The sequence below is a fragment of the Candidatus Bathyanammoxibius amoris genome (assembly GCA_024451685.1).
GTDB classification, from domain to species: domain Bacteria; phylum Planctomycetota; class Brocadiia; order Brocadiales; family Bathyanammoxibiaceae; genus Bathyanammoxibius; species Bathyanammoxibius amoris.
Map to the genome: position 1 here is coordinate 20,723 of JAMXCW010000018.1, position 15,998 is coordinate 36,720.

A 15,998-nucleotide genomic window follows, 5' to 3' on the forward strand; every position below is an offset into this window, starting at 1 on the left:
TTATTCTTTCTTCTGTTGTTTTTCCTTGGGCAGGAGCCTTACTACGGTCCTGTTCCCGGGGGCGAAATATTTCACCGCTACTCTCTGTATGTCGTCTGCCGTTGCGCCGCGGTATTTCTCCAGGTCCTTTATGAACCCCAGCGGGTCACCTGTCTTCGCCAGGCTGAAACCCATCTGCAGGCCCCTGACGAAGTTGGTCTGGAGGCTGAAAATCAGTCCCGTCTCGATCTGGTTTCTTGCCTTTTCGAGTTCGTGTTCTGTCACCGTTTCAGTCTGGAGTCGTTCCAGGTTGCCGTAGATTACCGAGGCCACTTCGTCCGGCGAATGGCCCTGTTTTATGCCCCGGGCCGTGACGATGAACAGTCCCGGGTCTTTATAGGCCTCGACCGAGGCAGAGATATAAAGCGCCGCCTTGTCCTCGTAAACGACCTTCCTGTAGAGTCTGGAACTGTGTCCGTCCGTAAGTATACTCCCTATCAGTTCCAGTACGGGTATGTCGTCGTGGGTGGCCTCGGGGATGTGATAGGCGACGGCCAGCCAGGGCGACTGCGTATCAACGTGCAGGTCCCTGTGTCTTTCCTCCTTCTGCGGAGGTTCCCGGGGTATTACCGTATCGGGCCGCTCCGCGGGCTGCAGGTGTCCAAAATATTTCTCCACCGTGGAGATGACGTCCTGCGGGTCTATGTCGCCCAGTATTATAATAGTCATGTTGTTCGGGGCGTAGTGGGTGCGGTAATATTCCTTGCAATCCTCGAGGGTTATGGCGTCAAGGTCGGGCATCCAGCCGTTCACGGGCCAGCGGTACGGGTGTACGGTGAAGGCGGTGGAAAAGATGGCCTCGCCCATGGTTCCGTAGAGCGAATTGTCTATGCGCAGCCTTCTTTCCTCTTTTACCACCTCTCTTTCGGAGGCCAGTGTACCGGCGGTAAGCCTGAGGTGTGCCATCCTGTCAGCCTCCAGTTCTGCGGCCAGTGCGAGTTTAGAGCTGGGCAGGTTCTCGAAGTATGCGGTGGCGTCCTCGGTGGTAAAGGCGTTGTCTGTGCCGCCGTTCGCGCGTACGATGCGGCTGTGTTCCTCCGGTTCCACGTTCTTTGAGCCCTTGAACATCATGTGTTCAAACAGGTGGGAGATGCCCGTTATCCCCGGCCTCTCGTTTATCGAGCCAACGTGGCACCAGACCTGAAAACTTATAATGGGGGCTGAGTGGTCCTCGTGCATAAGGAGGGTGAGGCCGTTTTCGAGCCGGTGTTCCTTCAGGTCTATCTCAATCGGCGCGGCGGACGGGCTTTGCAAGAATACAACTAACCATAAGGTACTAAGCAGGCATACTGTATACAACCTCACCAGCATATTACACCTTGTTTATATGATAATTTCTTCAAAGCCCCGGCGTTTGTAGTCTATCTCGCCGATGCCGGCCTCGTGCGCTTCTCTGATAAAGCGTATGTCTTTGCCACTGAACCCGAATAGCGTCGCGCCGTATGAGTCCACGGCCACGGGGTCGGTGCTTACCACTATCCTTCTTGCACCCTCGACGGAGTTGTCCACGTCATCGAGTCTCCCGCCGGTAGGGCCGTGGCGCTTGAGCACCCTGTAGGCGTCCAGCACGGTCAGGTCTACCTTCACCACCCTGTTGAGGTCTGCTATCTTGGGGTGTATGTCCTTGTGAAGCCTGCCCCGGTCCCATCCCACCATTCCGAAGACGTTTTTGAGGGCCATGGTAAGGCGTGACGTGCTGTGGTGTTTCGCTATGGGGACGTTTATCAGGACGTCCACCTCCTCCTCGAGCACGAAGGCGTCATTGAATGCCCATGACTTCAGGACCTTGCCGCCGGGGATGAGGAGTTCCCGGAAGCGGGATTTGTCCACGTAGGCCGCCTCCGCTCCCGCGCGCCTTGCCGCCTCCTCGATACGGCTGATCTTGTATGAGGGTTTGGGGTTGCTGGAGCAGGGGTGGTCCATCACCCTGACCCTTGAGGCGCCGGCATCCAGGCACAGGCCCGCCAGCGCCGCTACCAGATGGGGGTTGGTGTTTGCGGCGAACTCAGGCGCCCTGTTCCAGGAAATGTTGGGCTTGATTACCACGCGGTCACCCCTGGACACCAGCTTTTCCATACCTCCCAGGGCCGCCAGGGCCCTGGTGGTCATCTCACGGACGGTCTCCGCCTCATCCTTACCGCCTGTATTATTTGCGGCGTGGACTACGACCGTGTCTTTTGCCAGCCCACTCTCCTTGAATTTCTTGAGGGTCTTCTGCCTCTTGCGGGATGTCCGCAGGTAGGATAGGCCATAGAGACCGGCTCCGGTCCCGATGACTGTTTTAAGAAATGTTCTTCGAGAGATGTCTTTGCTCATGGCATAGGCCCACTAATAGGGCGGCTACATGTAATTGCTTAAGCGTAGGGACAGACCTTCAGGTCTGTCCGTCCGTAAGCAGGATGACAGGTCTAAAGATCATGCCCAAGGCAGCCCCCCCATTATTTGGGCGGGCCTGTCCGTACATTTTTGCAGGGAAGAATCTATTGTCTTGCCCCTGCGAATCAGTCAAAAAGTGCGTTTATAAAACTGTCCGGGTCGAACTTCTGTATGTCATCGGCCCCTTCTCCCAGGCCCAGGAACATTACGGGTATCTTTATCTCGTCCTGCATTGCGATAACTATGCCGCCCTTGGCGGTGCCGTCGAGTTTCGCGAGAAAGAGGCCCGTGATGTCGATGGTTTTTCCAAAAAGTTTCGCCTGTGAGATGGCGTTCTGGCCCGTCGTTGCGTCTAAGACCAGCAATACTTCGTGCGGCGCGCCTTCTATTCTCTTTGAGATGACCCTCTTTATCTTGCTGAGTTCCTGCATGAGGTTCTGTTTTGTATGAAGCCTTCCGGCGGTATCTACTATTACTACGTCGATGTCCCTTGCGATGGCCGCCTCAACGCTGTCGTAGGCCACGGCTGCTGGGTCCGCCCCCTCACCGTGTTTTACTATCTGCGCGCCGATTCGGTCGGACCATATCTCCAGTTGCTCTGTGGCGGCTGCCCTGAAGGTGTCTCCAGCGGCAAGCAGCACCTTCTTGCCGTCCTTAATAAACATGTTGGCCAGCTTGGCGATTGACGTCGTCTTGCCGCTGCCGTTTACTCCGGCGACCATGATGACCGTGGGCGGTTCGGCGGCCGCATGCAGGTCGCGCCGTGCGTCCCTGAAGCGTTCTTTAAGCCTTTTTTTGAGGAACTCCTTCATCCCGGCGGTATCCGTAAACTCTCTTAGCTCCCAGGCGTTTCGTATGTCTGCGACAAGCTTTGTCACGAACCTGACGCCCATGTCCGCTTCTATGAGGGCCGCCTCCAACTCTTCCAGCACCTCGTCATTTATCTCTTGCTGTGAAGAAAGCAGGCCGTGCAGATTGCTTTCGAGACGGGTGCGGGTCTTTTTGAGACCGTTCTTGAGTCCTTCAACGTCAACCCACGTGTCCAGGGAAAGCCAGTATGCGGCGGCTGATTTGGGTGATGGTTTGGCCTTTTTGCCCCCTTCTTTCTCCTCCGGGGCGTCTGGCGCCGTCTGCTCCGGGGTCTCGGTGGCAGCCTTTTTCTCTTCAGACACTGCTTCCGTTTCCTTCGCAGTTGTTGCGGCAGTCTCTTTTTCTTTGATGTTTTTGTCGCCGTCGTCGTCCGGGTCGGAGCCGGGTCGTCTCCCGGCCTTTTTTTTATCCTCTCCGAGGCCCGTAACTTCTTTTAAATAATCAAATACCATAGAACAACCTTCCCAAAACCCCTCGTCACGTAGCGGTCAAAACGTCTCTCGGCTGCTTGCACCGTTCTCTGAGGGCCAGTACCGTTTCATTGGAGACCGTTATTTTTCCTAAAGGTACGCTGGGCTTCCTCAGTCCATGGAAGTCAGAACCGCCAACAGGTATCAGATTGTACTTCTTTGTGATGCCAAGATATTTTTCTACTATCTCCGGCGTGTGCGACGGGTAATATACCTCAATTGCCTGCAGGCCGCTATCCACGAGAAGCGGTATGATGTCATCTTTCCCTGAAAGACCCGGATGGGCATAAACAGATACCCCTCCCGCCTCATCGATGAGTTCTATCGCCTGCCGTGGCGTAAGGATCTTTTTTGGTACATACGCGGGACCGTCATCTCCAATATACCTGGCAAAACACTCCGCAAGATTTTTGCAATACCCGTGTTTCACGAGCAGCTCCGCCATGTGCATCCTTCCGGGTGGACTGTTGCCGGCCAGATTGAAGACTTCTTCCTTATCGATGTTTACGCCAACGCGGCTTAATTTCTCTACGATGGCCGATATCCTTGTGACCCTTTCCTCAATTATTTGAACGAATTTCTCTGTCAGGTTGCTGTTGTCTATGTCGATAAACAGGCCGAGTATGTGTATCTCATATGGCTGGACATACCCTGACACCTCGACGCCGGGTATTATGTGGACGTTCCTCTTGAGGCCCTCTCTCTGGGCGGGCCGCACAGCGTCTATGGTGTCGTGGTCGGTTATAGCCATTGTCTTAAGACCTACGCGTACCGCTTCCTCAACCACTTCCTCGGGGGAAAACGTGCCGTCAGAACATATGGTATGGACGTGCAGGTCCGCCTCACCGTAGTCCGCGACGAGAGACACTTTTGGCCCCATTTTGCCATACTTTTGGCTCTTGGCATAGTGGTTCGCGTAGACCTTGTCCAGTATGCCGTTTACAAACGTGCCGGAGTTCTCGGTGCTGTATTTTTTGGCGAGGTCTATTGCCTCGTTGACGGATACCTTGGGGGGGATGTCGTCTCTGAAGAGGAGTTCATAGACTGCCAGGCGCAGGATGCAGCGGTCAACGACGGCCATGCGGGGGAGTTCCCAGTTCTCCACGACAGAGGAGACCTCTTTATCTATGTCACTTATACGGTCCCGGCAGCCTTTCACCAGTTCAGCGGCAAACCCGGCAACCTCATCGTCCTCGGCCCTGGAGATGCAAGAAGAAACGGCTTCGTCTAAAACGTCCTGCCCGCGTATGTCTATCTGGTAAAGGGCCTGTAACGCCAGCTCCCTGGCCCGCGTTCTCTTTCTCATGCCGGCATAACCTACTTCTTCCTTTTTGAGCCCAGGCGTTCAACCAGGTTTGCCATCTCTATGGCGTCCTTCGCTGCCTCCGCGCCCCGGTTGCCGCTGCGGGTGCCCGCGCGGTCAATGGCATGTTCCAGGGTCTCTGCGGTGACCACACCGAGGATGGTGGGAACGCCGGTATCAAACCCCACCTGGGCTACACCCTTTGATACCTCGGCGGAAACATATTCAAAGTGCGGCGTCTGACCGCGAAGTACGGCGCCAAGACAGACAACGGCGTTATACCGCTTACTCCGGGCAAGCCTTAAGGCCGTTGACGGTATCTCAAAGGCGCCCGGGACCCAGCAGACGTCAATGTCCTTTTCCCTTACGCCATGCCTGAGAAGGCAGTCATGCGCGCCCTCCAGCAGTTTTCGGGTTATAAATTCATTAAACCGGCTTACAACCAGACAAAAGCTCTTTCCGGTGCCGATAAGGCCCCCTTCGAATGTCTCGCCCATGGGTTTACTCCTTCTATCTCATAATCCTTGAGAGAACCGGGGAAGATTTACTTCATGTGTAAGTTATGAAAAATACCACAAAAAAGACGCTATTTCAAGGCAATTCAAGTACTTGTAAAAACCCGCCGACTTTATTATCATAGCCGGACCAAACCTTTTTTGGATGAAAGATAAATACAGATGCCTGCAGAAAAAACCGGGACAGCGGCAAAAGAGCCGAGATTTACACTTGGCGAACACCTCGAGGAGCTTCGCACGCGTGTCATATTGTGCGTAATCTGCCTGCTGGTCTGCTTCATCGTGTGCTGGATATTCAAGGCAGACCTCCTCAAGCTGGCCGGGAGACCCCACAGCCTTACTATGGAGGGGCTGGGGCTTCCCACAAATCTCAACGTCATCAGCTATCAGGAGGGTTTCTTCGCCTATCTAAAACTCTGCCTGCTCAGCGCATTTTTTCTGGCCTACCCTTTTATGATTTATCAGGCCTGGCTGTTCGTGGGCGTGGGGTTATACACGCACGAGCGCAGATACGTTAAAATATTCCTCCCCATATCCTTCGTGGCATTTGTCACCGGGGCGCTGTTCGGCTACCTCTTCCTGATACCCATCTGCCTGTACTTTCTGATAACGATACTGGGCTCGGCGGTAGAGCCTATTATCACGATGTCTCAGTATATTTCCCTGATATTTCTTCTCACCGTGGTGCTGGGGATAGTATTTCAGATACCGCTGGTCATGCTGCTCCTGGTGAAGATCGGGGTCTGCCGCGCGGAAGACTACATCACGCATCGAAGGTCTATCCTGCTGGGCGTCTTTGTTCTGGCGGCCATCGTTACCCCGCCCGACCCGTTCAGCCAGGTGTCCACGGCAGTACCGATGGTGGGGTTGTATGAGCTGGGTATCCTGCTTGTGAAACCCTCGCGGACGTCCATTATGTATGCCGTGGGGGTGGTGGCCGTAGTGTTACTGCTGGTGTTCGGCGTGTACTCGTACTTTACTAGGCTGGAGTTGGGCAGGGTCGGTCACAGCGACGGCACGGTTACCCTGTCCGGTCCGAGAGACGAATCCACCCGCGGCCTCCGCAGGGGCGCCGAGGTCCATACGGGCGGCAGCTCACGCACCACCCTCTCGCTCACGGACGATACACGCGTCCACGTGAACCAGCAGTCTTGGCTGACCATATCAGGCAAGAGGACCTTGAATCTCCATGAGGGGGAAATCCTCCTGAACGTGCGGGAGGGCGGCGGCGCCTTTGTAGTGAGCACCCCGAGCGGACGTGTAAACGTGGAAGAGGATGTAAAAGGAGGCGGAGCGGGCAGAGGCATAGCAGCGGATATTAAGGCCCGCAACGATACTCTGGTCGTTACTATGATAAGGGGCATCGCCACCGTCTTTGCGGAGGGGGAGCGGCACACCGTACGCGCAGGACGTCAGCTCACCCTCTCCCCCGGCGGCCAACCCGTCGACGTAGGTGAGATAACGGATTGGGCAAGGAAGCTAGAGACATCGAAAGAACAACGATAGCAACCAGCTTGAAGCCACGCTGGCTACTAGTTCTATAATACTATTATGAAGATTGAAATCATTATAGCGATAAGTGCTTTAGTTATTTCTGTTGCAGGGTGGATAGTTGCTCACTTTCTAACTATTAAAGCTCGCAAGAAGAGTTTTTTAAATGAAGTTACTGATAACGCACGACTTGAAATTACAAAGGCCATTAGGGATTATCAAAACTGGCTTAATAAAATTAGCACTGAAATTAGTGGATTACGTTTTAGGATTACAGAGGAGGAAGATAACCGTCCAGTTGATTGGACAAGCGTAAGTAGTGAGTTTGGACAGCTACTCTATGAGGGAAACCATTCCTTACGATGGATATTTTGTTTAGAAGAATACGAGGTTTTATTTCCTAAAACAGCTGGTTTGCGGAGAGAATTAGTCGGTAAGGACCGTAAGATAGGAGAAGATTTAAGCTCTCTTTCAGCCGAACTAATTCATATTTCTTTACTGTCAACTCCGTTAGAAAAAAGAAAAGAGGTTGTGAAGAAGGCACAGAAGGAAAGCACCGCTATATGTGACCAGGTAACACTGATGGAGGACTTTCTAATTTATCTACAAAATTTCTGCTTGAGTTCCATTACAGGGAATAAGATACCAGAGAGAGAACCAAAAGATCCGTCAGTTCCACGAATTGTTCAAGATGAGAATGGAAATCTACGCATAGTTCCCGGTGAAACTTCAACTGGCAAGAAATGATTCTTAGTTATGTACAGCTCACGCCGCCTGCAGTTGAGACTTGGCGGTCTCGAAGACCTTGTCGAACGACTGGGGGTCGTTTACGGCCATCTCGGCGAGTTGTTTGCGGTCTATCTCTACGCCGGCCTTGATGAGGCCGCTCATGAACAGGCTGTAGGAGAGGCCGCGCTCCCTGGCGGCGGCGTTTATGCGGATTACCCAGAGCTTGCGGAACTGGCGCTTGCGGGCCTTCCTGTCGCGGTAGGCGTAGGCGCCCGCCCTGAGGAGGGTTTCTTTGGCTTTACCGTAAAGGTTCTTCCGCCCCCCCCAGAAGCCCTCGGCTTCTTTCAGGATTCTCTTCCTTCCGCGTTTCTTGGCCGCTCCTTTTTTGGCCCTTGGCATTTGACCTTCTCTCCCTTCTAAAACAGGCCGGTTTGGTTTGAAGTGGTTACGTGTGTCACCAGCTTGCAACCCCTCCCGTGTTACCTGCCTGAGAAATCCTTTTTAGCGTTACACGGCCGGTTATTGACCTAAAAGCCGTCTTATCTTCCGGGCCACGGTGCCTTCGATAATGCCCTTTGTCCTCAGTTGACGGCCCCGTTTGCCGTTCTTTGTGGACATGAGGTGGCTTGTATAGGCCCTCCGGTGCTTTATCTTTCCGCTGGCGGTGACCTTTACTCTCTTCGCGAGTCCCCTGTGTGTTTTTGCTTTCGGCATCTGCCCAAAAAACCTTTCAGGATTGTTAGTGTTTTTCCTTGGGTGCCAGTATCATTCCCATGCGGCGCCCGTCCATGGTCGGCATCTTTTCAACCTTGGCTATGTCGTCAAGCTCATTCGCGAACTCCATCAACTTATCTCTTGCGCCTTCCATGTGCGCGCGCTCTCTGCCGCGAAACAACATATTTACCAAAACCTTGTGCCTCTTTTCAAGGAATTTCCTGGCCTTATTAATTTTTGTTGTTCTGTCGCCCAGGCCAGTCTTGGGTCTCAGCCTCATTTCCTTCAGATGTGTGGTGTGCGGTTTGTTGTGGGTTTTCTTTTGTTTATACTTAAATTTGCCGTAATTCATCAGCCGGCAGACGGGCGGGGTAGCCTCGCGGGCCACCTCTACAAGGTCCAGATCCCCCTCCTTCGCCTTTTCCAGCGCCTCCTTGAAGGGAACTATGCCCAGCTGTTCGCCGGACTCGCTGATAAGTCTCACCTCTCTTGCAGTAATCCGTTCGTTTATCCGTGATCTAAATGAAATAGAGAGTCACCTCGCTTTACTTAAAGGGTTATAGATGTTAATTACGCCTTTTCTTTAATCTCTTTGTGCAGGCGTTCCAGGAGTTCTTCAATGGCACACTGTCCTTCGTCGCCGTTCTTGCGGCTCCTGACGGATACCAGTTTGCCGTCCATTTCCTTGCCGCCGACTATCAGGAGATAGGGGACCTTTTCGAGGATTCCCTGTCTTATCTTATAGCCGACCCGCTGGTTTGTGTTGTCACATTCCGCCCTCAGGCCTTCCTGGTCGAGTTTTTTCTTTATAGCGCGGGCATAATCATTGACGGCGTCTGAGACGGGCAGCACCTTTACCTGCACGGGCGCGAGCCACAACGGGAAGGCCCCGCCGTAGTGCTCTATCAGGTTGCCCAGGAAGCGTTCCATGGCGCCCAGCACCGTGCGGTGTACCATTACCACCCTGTGTTCCTTGCCGTCGGGACCTACGTAATGGACGTCAAAGCGTTCCGGGAGGTTGAAATCCACCTGGATGGTCGGTCCCTGCCAGCCCCTGCCGAGGGCGTCTTTCACCTTGATGTCTATGGAAGGGCCGTAAAACTTGGCCTCTCCCTCACCCAGGTAGTAGGGCAGGTCTTTTATCTCAAGGGCCCTCTTTAGGGCCTGCTCGGCCATGCCCCAGGTCTCGTCAGAACCGATATATTTCCCCTTTTCTCCCTTACCCCTGACGGCCAGCTCTATCTCGTATTCCTTAAAACCAAAGGAGGTGAGCATGTGGTCGGCCAGCTCTATCACCCCGACGATCTCCTCCTCCAACTGCTCTGGCGTGCAGAATATGTGGGCGTCGTCCTGAGTGAACCCCCTGACACGGAGGAGTCCGTGGAGCACCCCGGAGCGTTCGTATCTGTAGACCGTGCCCATCTCCGCGAACCTCAACGGGAGGTCGCGGTAGCTCCTCATTTCGGACTTGAAGATGAGGATGTGGAAGGGGCAGTTCATGGGTTTTACCAGATACTCGGCGGCATCCATCTCAAAGGGACTGAACATGCTCTCGCTGTAGAAGTCCCAGTGGCCGCTGGTGTGCCATAGTCCGGACTTTGCGATGTGCGGGCTGTAGACAATCTCATAGCCCCTCTTGTAATGCTCCTCGCGCCAGAAGTCTTCTATTACGTTGCGGATGCGTGCGCCCTTCGGGTGCCAGAGCACAAGACCGGGGCCGACGTCTTCCTGGATGCTGTAGAGGTCCAGGTCCTTTCCCAGGCGTCTGTGGTCGCGCTTCTTTACCTCCTCGAGCAATTTTAGATATTTATCAAGTTCCTTCTGCCGGAAGAACGCCGTGCCGTATATACGCTGGAGCATAGGGTTTGTTTCTTTGCCCCTCCAGTACGCCCCCGCCACACTGAGGAGCTTAAACGCGGAGACGCGGCCTGAACTGGGTATGTGCGGACCGCGACAGAGGTCCATGAACTCCCCCTGCGCGTAGAAGCTTACCTCTTCTCCCGGGTCAATGTTATTGATTAGCTCTAACTTGTAGGGCTGACGTTCCACGTCCATCTTTTTTATGGCCTCGTCCCTGGGCAGGGCCTCTCTGTGAAAGGTTAGGTTCTCGTTGATGATCTTTTTCATCTCCGCTTCTACGTTCTCCAGGTCTTTTTGGGTCAGCGGCCGCTCAAGGTGAAAGTCATAGTAAAAGCCGTTCTCTATGGTGGGGCCGATGCCCAGCTTTGCCCCGGAGAAGAGCCTGCATACGGCCTGTGCCATTATGTGAGCGGTACTGTGGCGGAGTATGTCCAAGGCCTCCGGTGAGTCCTCGGTGACTATGGAGAGCGATGTGTCGTGAGTGAGCGGGGCGTTTAGGTCGACCAGCGTGCCGTTGGTCTTCCCCGCGATAGCCCTCTTCTTGAAGGGGTCGCCCAGATCTTCAGCGACCTCACCAACAGTGGTTCTCTCTTGATAAGTCTTTTCTATACCGTCCGGTAAAACTACCTTTATCATACACTCCCGCAAGAATTTTCCGCGTGGTGGGCGATAGTGGACTCGAACCACCGACCTCTTGCTTGTCGAGCAAGCGCTCTAGCCAACTGAGCTAATCGCCCAATAGAACAGGACATAGTGAAAAATGCTATCACAAAGGATTTTAGGTGTCAAGTGGGAAAAACTTTCCAGGGTGATGTGCCGGTAAGCCAATAACACTTGTTGTCACAAATACTTAGCTAGCGCAACGCCTGTCTCCCAAATGCCCTTCTCAGGGACATCAGCATCTCTCTCAGGACCAGGCGTTTGTCCTCAAGGCATTTGAGGTGAAACGGCAGCACACAGCCGCAGCGAGAGCAGTCGGCCATGGGGCCCATCATGCAGGGTTTTTTCTCACGGCCCTGGGGGTCGAAACAGAAAGACACCTGACGGAAGAGACAATCACGGGTTATGTCCTGACACCTGTCGGACCTCATCATCTCGAACGCCTCGTTAGGAAGGAAGATGAAGTCGCCGTGCTTGTCCTTTAGCCTTATGAGGTCGTCTATAATCTTGTCTCTCAGCTCCCAGTGCGGCCACAGGTCATCGTTTTCGAGGCCCTTTACCGGGGTGTAAAACTGGAAGAGCACACCCTTTACACCACCCCTCTCGCGCCATTCATCCACGAAGGCCTCCACGCCGGTGTGGTTCTCCGCGGTTATTACCATAGAGAGTAATATCTTCAGGTCGGGCCGGTTAATGTTTTTTGTTATTCTGTCATACGTGCCTGCGCCGCGCATGGAATCGTGCATGTCGCGGGGTCCGTCCAGGGAAACGTAGAAATTTACGTCGGGCCAGCAGGGCAGTTCTATCGTCCCGTTGGTGGTGACCATGTTTGATCTGAAATACCCCATACCCCTTTCGATCAGGCTCTTCCTGAGGAGCGGTTCTCCGCCAATCCAGGAACACTGATAAAACGGAAAGCCCTCTTTTTTCAGCCCCTCGAATTTCTCTATCCATTCGTCGTCTGTCAGTTCGGGTTCTGACTCGTAGTCGTGGGCGTAGAAGTAGCAATGACGGCAACGGAGGTTGCAGCGGTTGGTTACGTCTATTGAGCCGATTGCCCCTTTGGGTTTGCCGAAGATGTCAAAACGTGCGAGGTCATAGACCTTAAACAGGAACTTCGCCTTCTCCCTGCCAATTATCCGGCTTGAGATATTAAAGAGGCTGTCCCGCATGTCTTTCGGCTCTTTTAAGGCCGTTTCCGGTATTCTTTTTTCTTTTATGCTTACCATAATCAGTCTGGTGCGCGCCTTCTGCTTTATTACAAATGAAACAGATTTAGGGCCAAAAAGCAACAGTATTTCCTGGTAGCAGCGATGTTCTGAAACCTCCGGGAAGGTCTCATAACACTATGTTGTCATTTTGTCCGTCTGAGGCGGACGGGCTGTTCTGCGGGGTCTTGTTCTTGACATAAGCCACGGCCTCAGTAGCCGGCATTTGTCCCCTTGACAATACGTACTGCGATTAGGTTTAATACTAAAAGCATTGCTAATCTGGTGAAGCTGCTAACAGGGGGGATATATATAGCATGACATACGTAGCGAAGGTACGTTACGGTCTGATGAAGTTTGTAAAGGACTTTTACTCGGATTTACCGGGTTTGAGGGTAGGGGACAAGGTGGTTTTGGACACCGACAGGGGTCAGGAGGTCGGGGAGATTATGACGCACCCCGATGAGGCCCACGGATGTGACTGCAGTTCGTGTCCCAAACTGGTGCGTAAGTTCACGGGTGAAGATGAGCGGAAGCTTGAAGAGATAGAAGAGGAGCGAATACCCGAGGAATACAGGTTTTGTGCGGACAAGATTCATGAACGTAACATGCCCATGAAGCTTACCTCGGTGGAGCATCTCTATGACGCGAAGAAGATTATTTTCTACTTTGTGTCCAAGGGCAGGGTTGACTTCAGGGAGCTGGTAAAAGATTTGGCGAGGCAGTACAGGAGCCGAATCGAGATGAGGCAGATAGGGGTCAGAGACGAAGCAAGGCTCCTGGCCTCCTACCAGCGCTGCGGCAGGGAGCTCTGCTGCAGGACATGGCTGAAAGGCCTGGAACCGGTTACAATGAAGATGGCGAAAAGCCAGAAGGCAACCCTTGACCCTTCAAAGATTTCCGGCAGGTGCGGAAGGCTTATGTGCTGCCTCCGTTACGAAAACGACGTCTATGAAGAACTAAAACCATCTCTGCCGAAAAAGGGAAGCCAGGTGATGACGCCCCACGGTAAGGGAAAGGTCATAGACCATGAAATACTGAGACAGAGGGTGACCATCAGAACAAAGGACGAACGGCTCCTGTCCGTCGAAGTGAAGGATATAACAAAATCAAACGAAGGAGACAAACAGGCTGTTGGGTAAAGGAAGTTTTTACCTCACTACTCCCATCTATTATGTAAATGATGTGCCTCACATAGGACACTCGTATACGACTATTGCCGCCGATGCCCTGGCGCGATACGAACGTTTAAAGGGAAAGGACGTCTTCTTTCTGACAGGTACGGACGAACACGGGCAGAAAATCCACAGGGCCGCCCGCGACAGCAACGAAACTCCTGAGGCCCTGGTAAACAAAGTGGTGGAGAAATACAAACATTTGTGGAAAAGCATCTGCATCTCAAACGACGATTTTATCAGGACTACAGAGGCCAGGCATACCAGCCGCGTGCAGAAGATATTTCAGAAGTTGTATGATAAAGGCGACATCTACCTCGGGGAGTACGAGGGGTGGTACTGTGTCCCCTGCGAGAGTTTTTGGACTACCGGACAACTGGTCGACGGCAACTGTCCTGAGTGCAGCCGTGCCGTAGAAAGGCTGAAGGAGGCAAACTATTTCTTCAAGCTGTCCGGTTACAGGGACCGGATCCTAAGACACATCGACACGAATCCGGGATTTATACAACCCGAGTCGAGGAAAAACGAGCTACGCAACCGTCTTATGGCCGGTGTTGATGACGTCAGTGTGAGCCGCCAGGCATTGCCCTGGGGTATATCCGTGCCAATGGACCCCGAACATACGATCTATGTATGGATCGATGCGCTCCTGAATTATATAACCGCACTGGGGTACGACGATGAAATGGAAAGGTTCAACAGATACTGGCCGGCAGACGTCCACCTGATAGGGAAGGAGATACTGTGGTTTCACGGCGCCATCTGGCCTGCGGTGCTCATGGCCCTGGAAATACCGCTGCCGGGGAGGATTTTTGCCCATGGGTGGTGGACCATAGAGGGGCAAAAGATTTCAAAATCCCTGGGTAATGTAATTGACCCCCTGAAAATTACGGAACAGTACGGGGTTGATGCCTACAGATATTTTGTGCTGCGAGAGGTGCCGTTCGGCACGGACGGCAATTTCTCCTACACGATGCTTATTCACCGTATAAACGGCGACCTTGGGAATGATCTGGGCAACCTCCTCATGAGGAGTCTCACCATGATAGAGAAATATTTTAACGGGGAAATCCCGTCACCCCAGGGTAATAAGGAAGAGGATACAGGTCTGATAGAAGGCGCTGCGCGTCTGGAGAAAAAGGTAGATGAGGAGATGGAGGCGCTGCAGTTCAGCCTTGCGCTGGAGGCCATCTGGGGATTCGTAGCGCAGGCTAATAAATACATAGAAGACTCAAAACCGTGGGTGCTGGCAAAAAACGATAGACCTGCATTATCGGTAGTGCTGTATAATATCGGTGAGGCCTTGAGGCTTATATCCGTTTACATCTCTCCTTTTATGCCTCAGACCGCTCAGGATATATTCTCGCAGTTGGGTATACCCGAGGAAGATTGCTTTCAGAGGTCAGAAAGGCGTTGGGGCGTGCTCAAGCCTTCGACCAGGGTAAAAAAAGGCAGGGCTCTCTTCCCCAGGATAGAGGAATCCGCGCAACTGGTATGACGAAGGGACGGTAGTAACTTGAGTAAGAAATCGACAATCGATACCTGGTGGGCGAAGCTCCACGACCTTACACAAAAGGACCGGCGCTATCCCCTCCAGGCGTATCAGTTTGTATTTGAGGCCCTGGACTATACCGTGCACAGGCTCGAAAAGGACCCGGCCAGCTCCCTGGAACGGGAACGGCACGTTACCGGACGGGAACTCCTGGACGGAATAAACGAGTATGCCCTCGAACAGTTCGGTTATATGGCCAGGACGGTCTTTGAGCAGTGGGGCACGGTACGCGGTGAGGATTTCGGGGAGATTGTCTTTAACCTCGTTGAAAGTGGTTTGATGGGTAAGACAGAATCCGACACCAGGGACGATTTTGACGTGGGTTACGATTTCCAAAAAACGTTGGAGGAGCAGTTCAAGTTTACCGGTAAGTTCGACGTGAGCCTGCGGCTGGATGATTTCCTTAAAGCGAGATACGAATAGCCTCCCGTAAAAAATCTTTCAACCCGGTTGGTGTCAGGGGGCACTGCTAATAAAGAATGAGGTCCTGAAAGATTGATGCTTGCCTTTGGCTTCTTGTATATTTGACTTCCTCTGCACAGTAGTAAGATATTATATTATGCCGGTTGCCCTCTCCGAAGTCTTTTACAGAAGGTTGGGAATCTAAGGATATTATGGTTATCTCCGGCAGCGGTCATCCAAACGTACCAAAAGGGAGCGGCTCCCTGGGTCCTCTGGGGGATGGTCAGACCGCAATCATTATCGGGGGCGGCCCTGCCGGCTCAAGTTGTGCCATCACCCTGAAGATGATGGGCAAGAAGCTGGGCAGGGACATAAACGTCATCATATATGAGGGGATGAAGTTCAACGAAGACTGTATTAAGAGGGTAGGAGTGTTGTCCCCGCCCCTCACGGAGACCCTGGAAGAGGTCTTGGGAGTAACCTTTCCCTGTGAGGTCATTCAGAGGAAGGTGGTCGGGTATTATCTCCACTCAGGCGATGCCAAGATCAAGCTTAACCTGGGAGGAAGACTCTCCTTTGTGGGACACAACGTGGCCATTGACCGCTACCTGTTGGGCAAGGCCAAGGAGCTGGG

General features: G+C 53.1%; 16 protein-coding genes and 1 tRNA gene. 6 read left to right on the forward strand and 11 right to left on the reverse strand.

Features of this window, described 5'->3' with window-relative positions:
• The 5 genes from NOU37_08950 to ribH form a co-directional block, all read right to left on the reverse strand.
• Complete coding sequence (locus NOU37_08950) at positions 1 to 1,293, reverse strand: insulinase family protein (protein MCQ4575357.1); 1,293 nt, start codon at positions 1,291 to 1,293, stop codon at positions 1 to 3.
• 69 nt (positions 1,294 to 1,362) lie between these two features.
• Positions 1,363 to 2,355: a DUF362 domain-containing protein gene (locus tag NOU37_08955; protein MCQ4575358.1), complete on the reverse strand. Its 993-nt coding sequence runs from the start codon at positions 2,353 to 2,355 to the stop codon at positions 1,363 to 1,365.
• Positions 2,356 to 2,540: 185 nt separating this feature from the next.
• Positions 2,541 to 3,737 (reverse strand): signal recognition particle-docking protein FtsY, encoded by a 1,197-nt coding sequence (gene ftsY / locus NOU37_08960; protein ID MCQ4575359.1) that lies wholly within the window; start codon positions 3,735 to 3,737, stop codon positions 2,541 to 2,543.
• Positions 3,738 to 3,762: 25 nt separating this feature from the next.
• Positions 3,763 to 5,061, reverse strand: coding sequence for a transcription antitermination factor NusB (nusB, locus tag NOU37_08965; GenBank protein MCQ4575360.1), 1,299 nt, complete (start codon positions 5,059 to 5,061; stop codon positions 3,763 to 3,765).
• A gap of 11 nt (positions 5,062 to 5,072) precedes the next feature.
• Positions 5,073 to 5,555, reverse strand: coding sequence for a 6,7-dimethyl-8-ribityllumazine synthase (ribH, locus tag NOU37_08970; GenBank protein MCQ4575361.1), 483 nt, complete (start codon positions 5,553 to 5,555; stop codon positions 5,073 to 5,075).
• A 180-nt stretch (positions 5,556 to 5,735) separates the two neighbouring features.
• Here ribH and tatC point away from each other — a divergent pair, with 180 nt between their 5' ends.
• Both tatC and NOU37_08980 read left to right on the forward strand, forming a co-directional pair.
• Positions 5,736 to 7,079: a twin-arginine translocase subunit TatC gene (gene tatC / locus NOU37_08975; protein ID MCQ4575362.1), complete on the forward strand. Its 1,344-nt coding sequence runs from the start codon at positions 5,736 to 5,738 to the stop codon at positions 7,077 to 7,079.
• Positions 7,080 to 7,124: 45 nt separating this feature from the next.
• Positions 7,125 to 7,811, forward strand: coding sequence for a hypothetical protein (locus NOU37_08980; protein ID MCQ4575363.1), 687 nt, complete (start codon positions 7,125 to 7,127; stop codon positions 7,809 to 7,811).
• An 18-nt stretch (positions 7,812 to 7,829) separates the two neighbouring features.
• Here the strand turns inward: NOU37_08980 and rplT are convergent, their stop codons facing one another.
• The 6 genes from rplT to NOU37_09010 all read right to left on the reverse strand — a co-directional run bounded on the left by rplT (position 7,830) and on the right by NOU37_09010 (position 12,256).
• A complete protein-coding gene (gene rplT, locus NOU37_08985; GenBank protein ID MCQ4575364.1) occupies positions 7,830 to 8,192 on the reverse strand; it encodes a 50S ribosomal protein L20 in 363 nt (120 codons plus the stop codon).
• 120 nt (positions 8,193 to 8,312) lie between these two features.
• Entirely contained in the window at positions 8,313 to 8,507 is a 195-nt protein-coding gene (rpmI, locus tag NOU37_08990; protein ID MCQ4575365.1) for a 50S ribosomal protein L35, read from the reverse strand.
• A 25-nt stretch (positions 8,508 to 8,532) separates the two neighbouring features.
• Positions 8,533 to 9,018: a translation initiation factor IF-3 gene (gene infC / locus NOU37_08995; protein MCQ4575366.1), complete on the reverse strand. Its 486-nt coding sequence runs from the start codon at positions 9,016 to 9,018 to the stop codon at positions 8,533 to 8,535.
• A gap of 59 nt (positions 9,019 to 9,077) precedes the next feature.
• Positions 9,078 to 11,003: a threonine--tRNA ligase gene (gene thrS / locus NOU37_09000; protein MCQ4575367.1), complete on the reverse strand. Its 1,926-nt coding sequence runs from the start codon at positions 11,001 to 11,003 to the stop codon at positions 9,078 to 9,080.
• 24 nt (positions 11,004 to 11,027) lie between these two features.
• Positions 11,028 to 11,104 (reverse strand) — tRNA-Val (locus NOU37_09005).
• Positions 11,105 to 11,221: 117 nt separating this feature from the next.
• A complete protein-coding gene (locus tag NOU37_09010) occupies positions 11,222 to 12,256 on the reverse strand; it encodes a radical SAM protein (protein ID MCQ4575368.1) in 1,035 nt (344 codons plus the stop codon).
• Positions 12,257 to 12,552: 296 nt separating this feature from the next.
• Between NOU37_09010 and NOU37_09015 the strand changes: the two genes are divergently transcribed.
• The 4 genes from NOU37_09015 to NOU37_09030 form a co-directional block, all read left to right on the forward strand.
• Positions 12,553 to 13,377 carry a signal peptidase II gene (locus NOU37_09015; GenBank protein ID MCQ4575369.1) on the forward strand — a complete coding sequence of 275 codons (825 nt, stop codon included), beginning with the start codon at positions 12,553 to 12,555 and terminating at the stop codon, positions 13,375 to 13,377.
• Positions 13,370 to 14,908, forward strand: coding sequence for a methionine--tRNA ligase (gene metG / locus NOU37_09020; GenBank protein ID MCQ4575370.1), 1,539 nt, complete (start codon positions 13,370 to 13,372; stop codon positions 14,906 to 14,908). The genes NOU37_09015 and metG overlap by 8 nt, the downstream gene beginning before the upstream one ends.
• 18 nt (positions 14,909 to 14,926) lie before the next feature.
• Positions 14,927 to 15,385, forward strand: coding sequence for a hypothetical protein (locus NOU37_09025; protein MCQ4575371.1), 459 nt, complete (start codon positions 14,927 to 14,929; stop codon positions 15,383 to 15,385).
• Between the two features lie 191 nt (positions 15,386 to 15,576).
• Positions 15,577 to 15,998, forward strand: a 422-nt coding sequence (locus NOU37_09030; protein ID MCQ4575372.1) for a hypothetical protein, incomplete at its 3' end; no start/stop codon positions are given.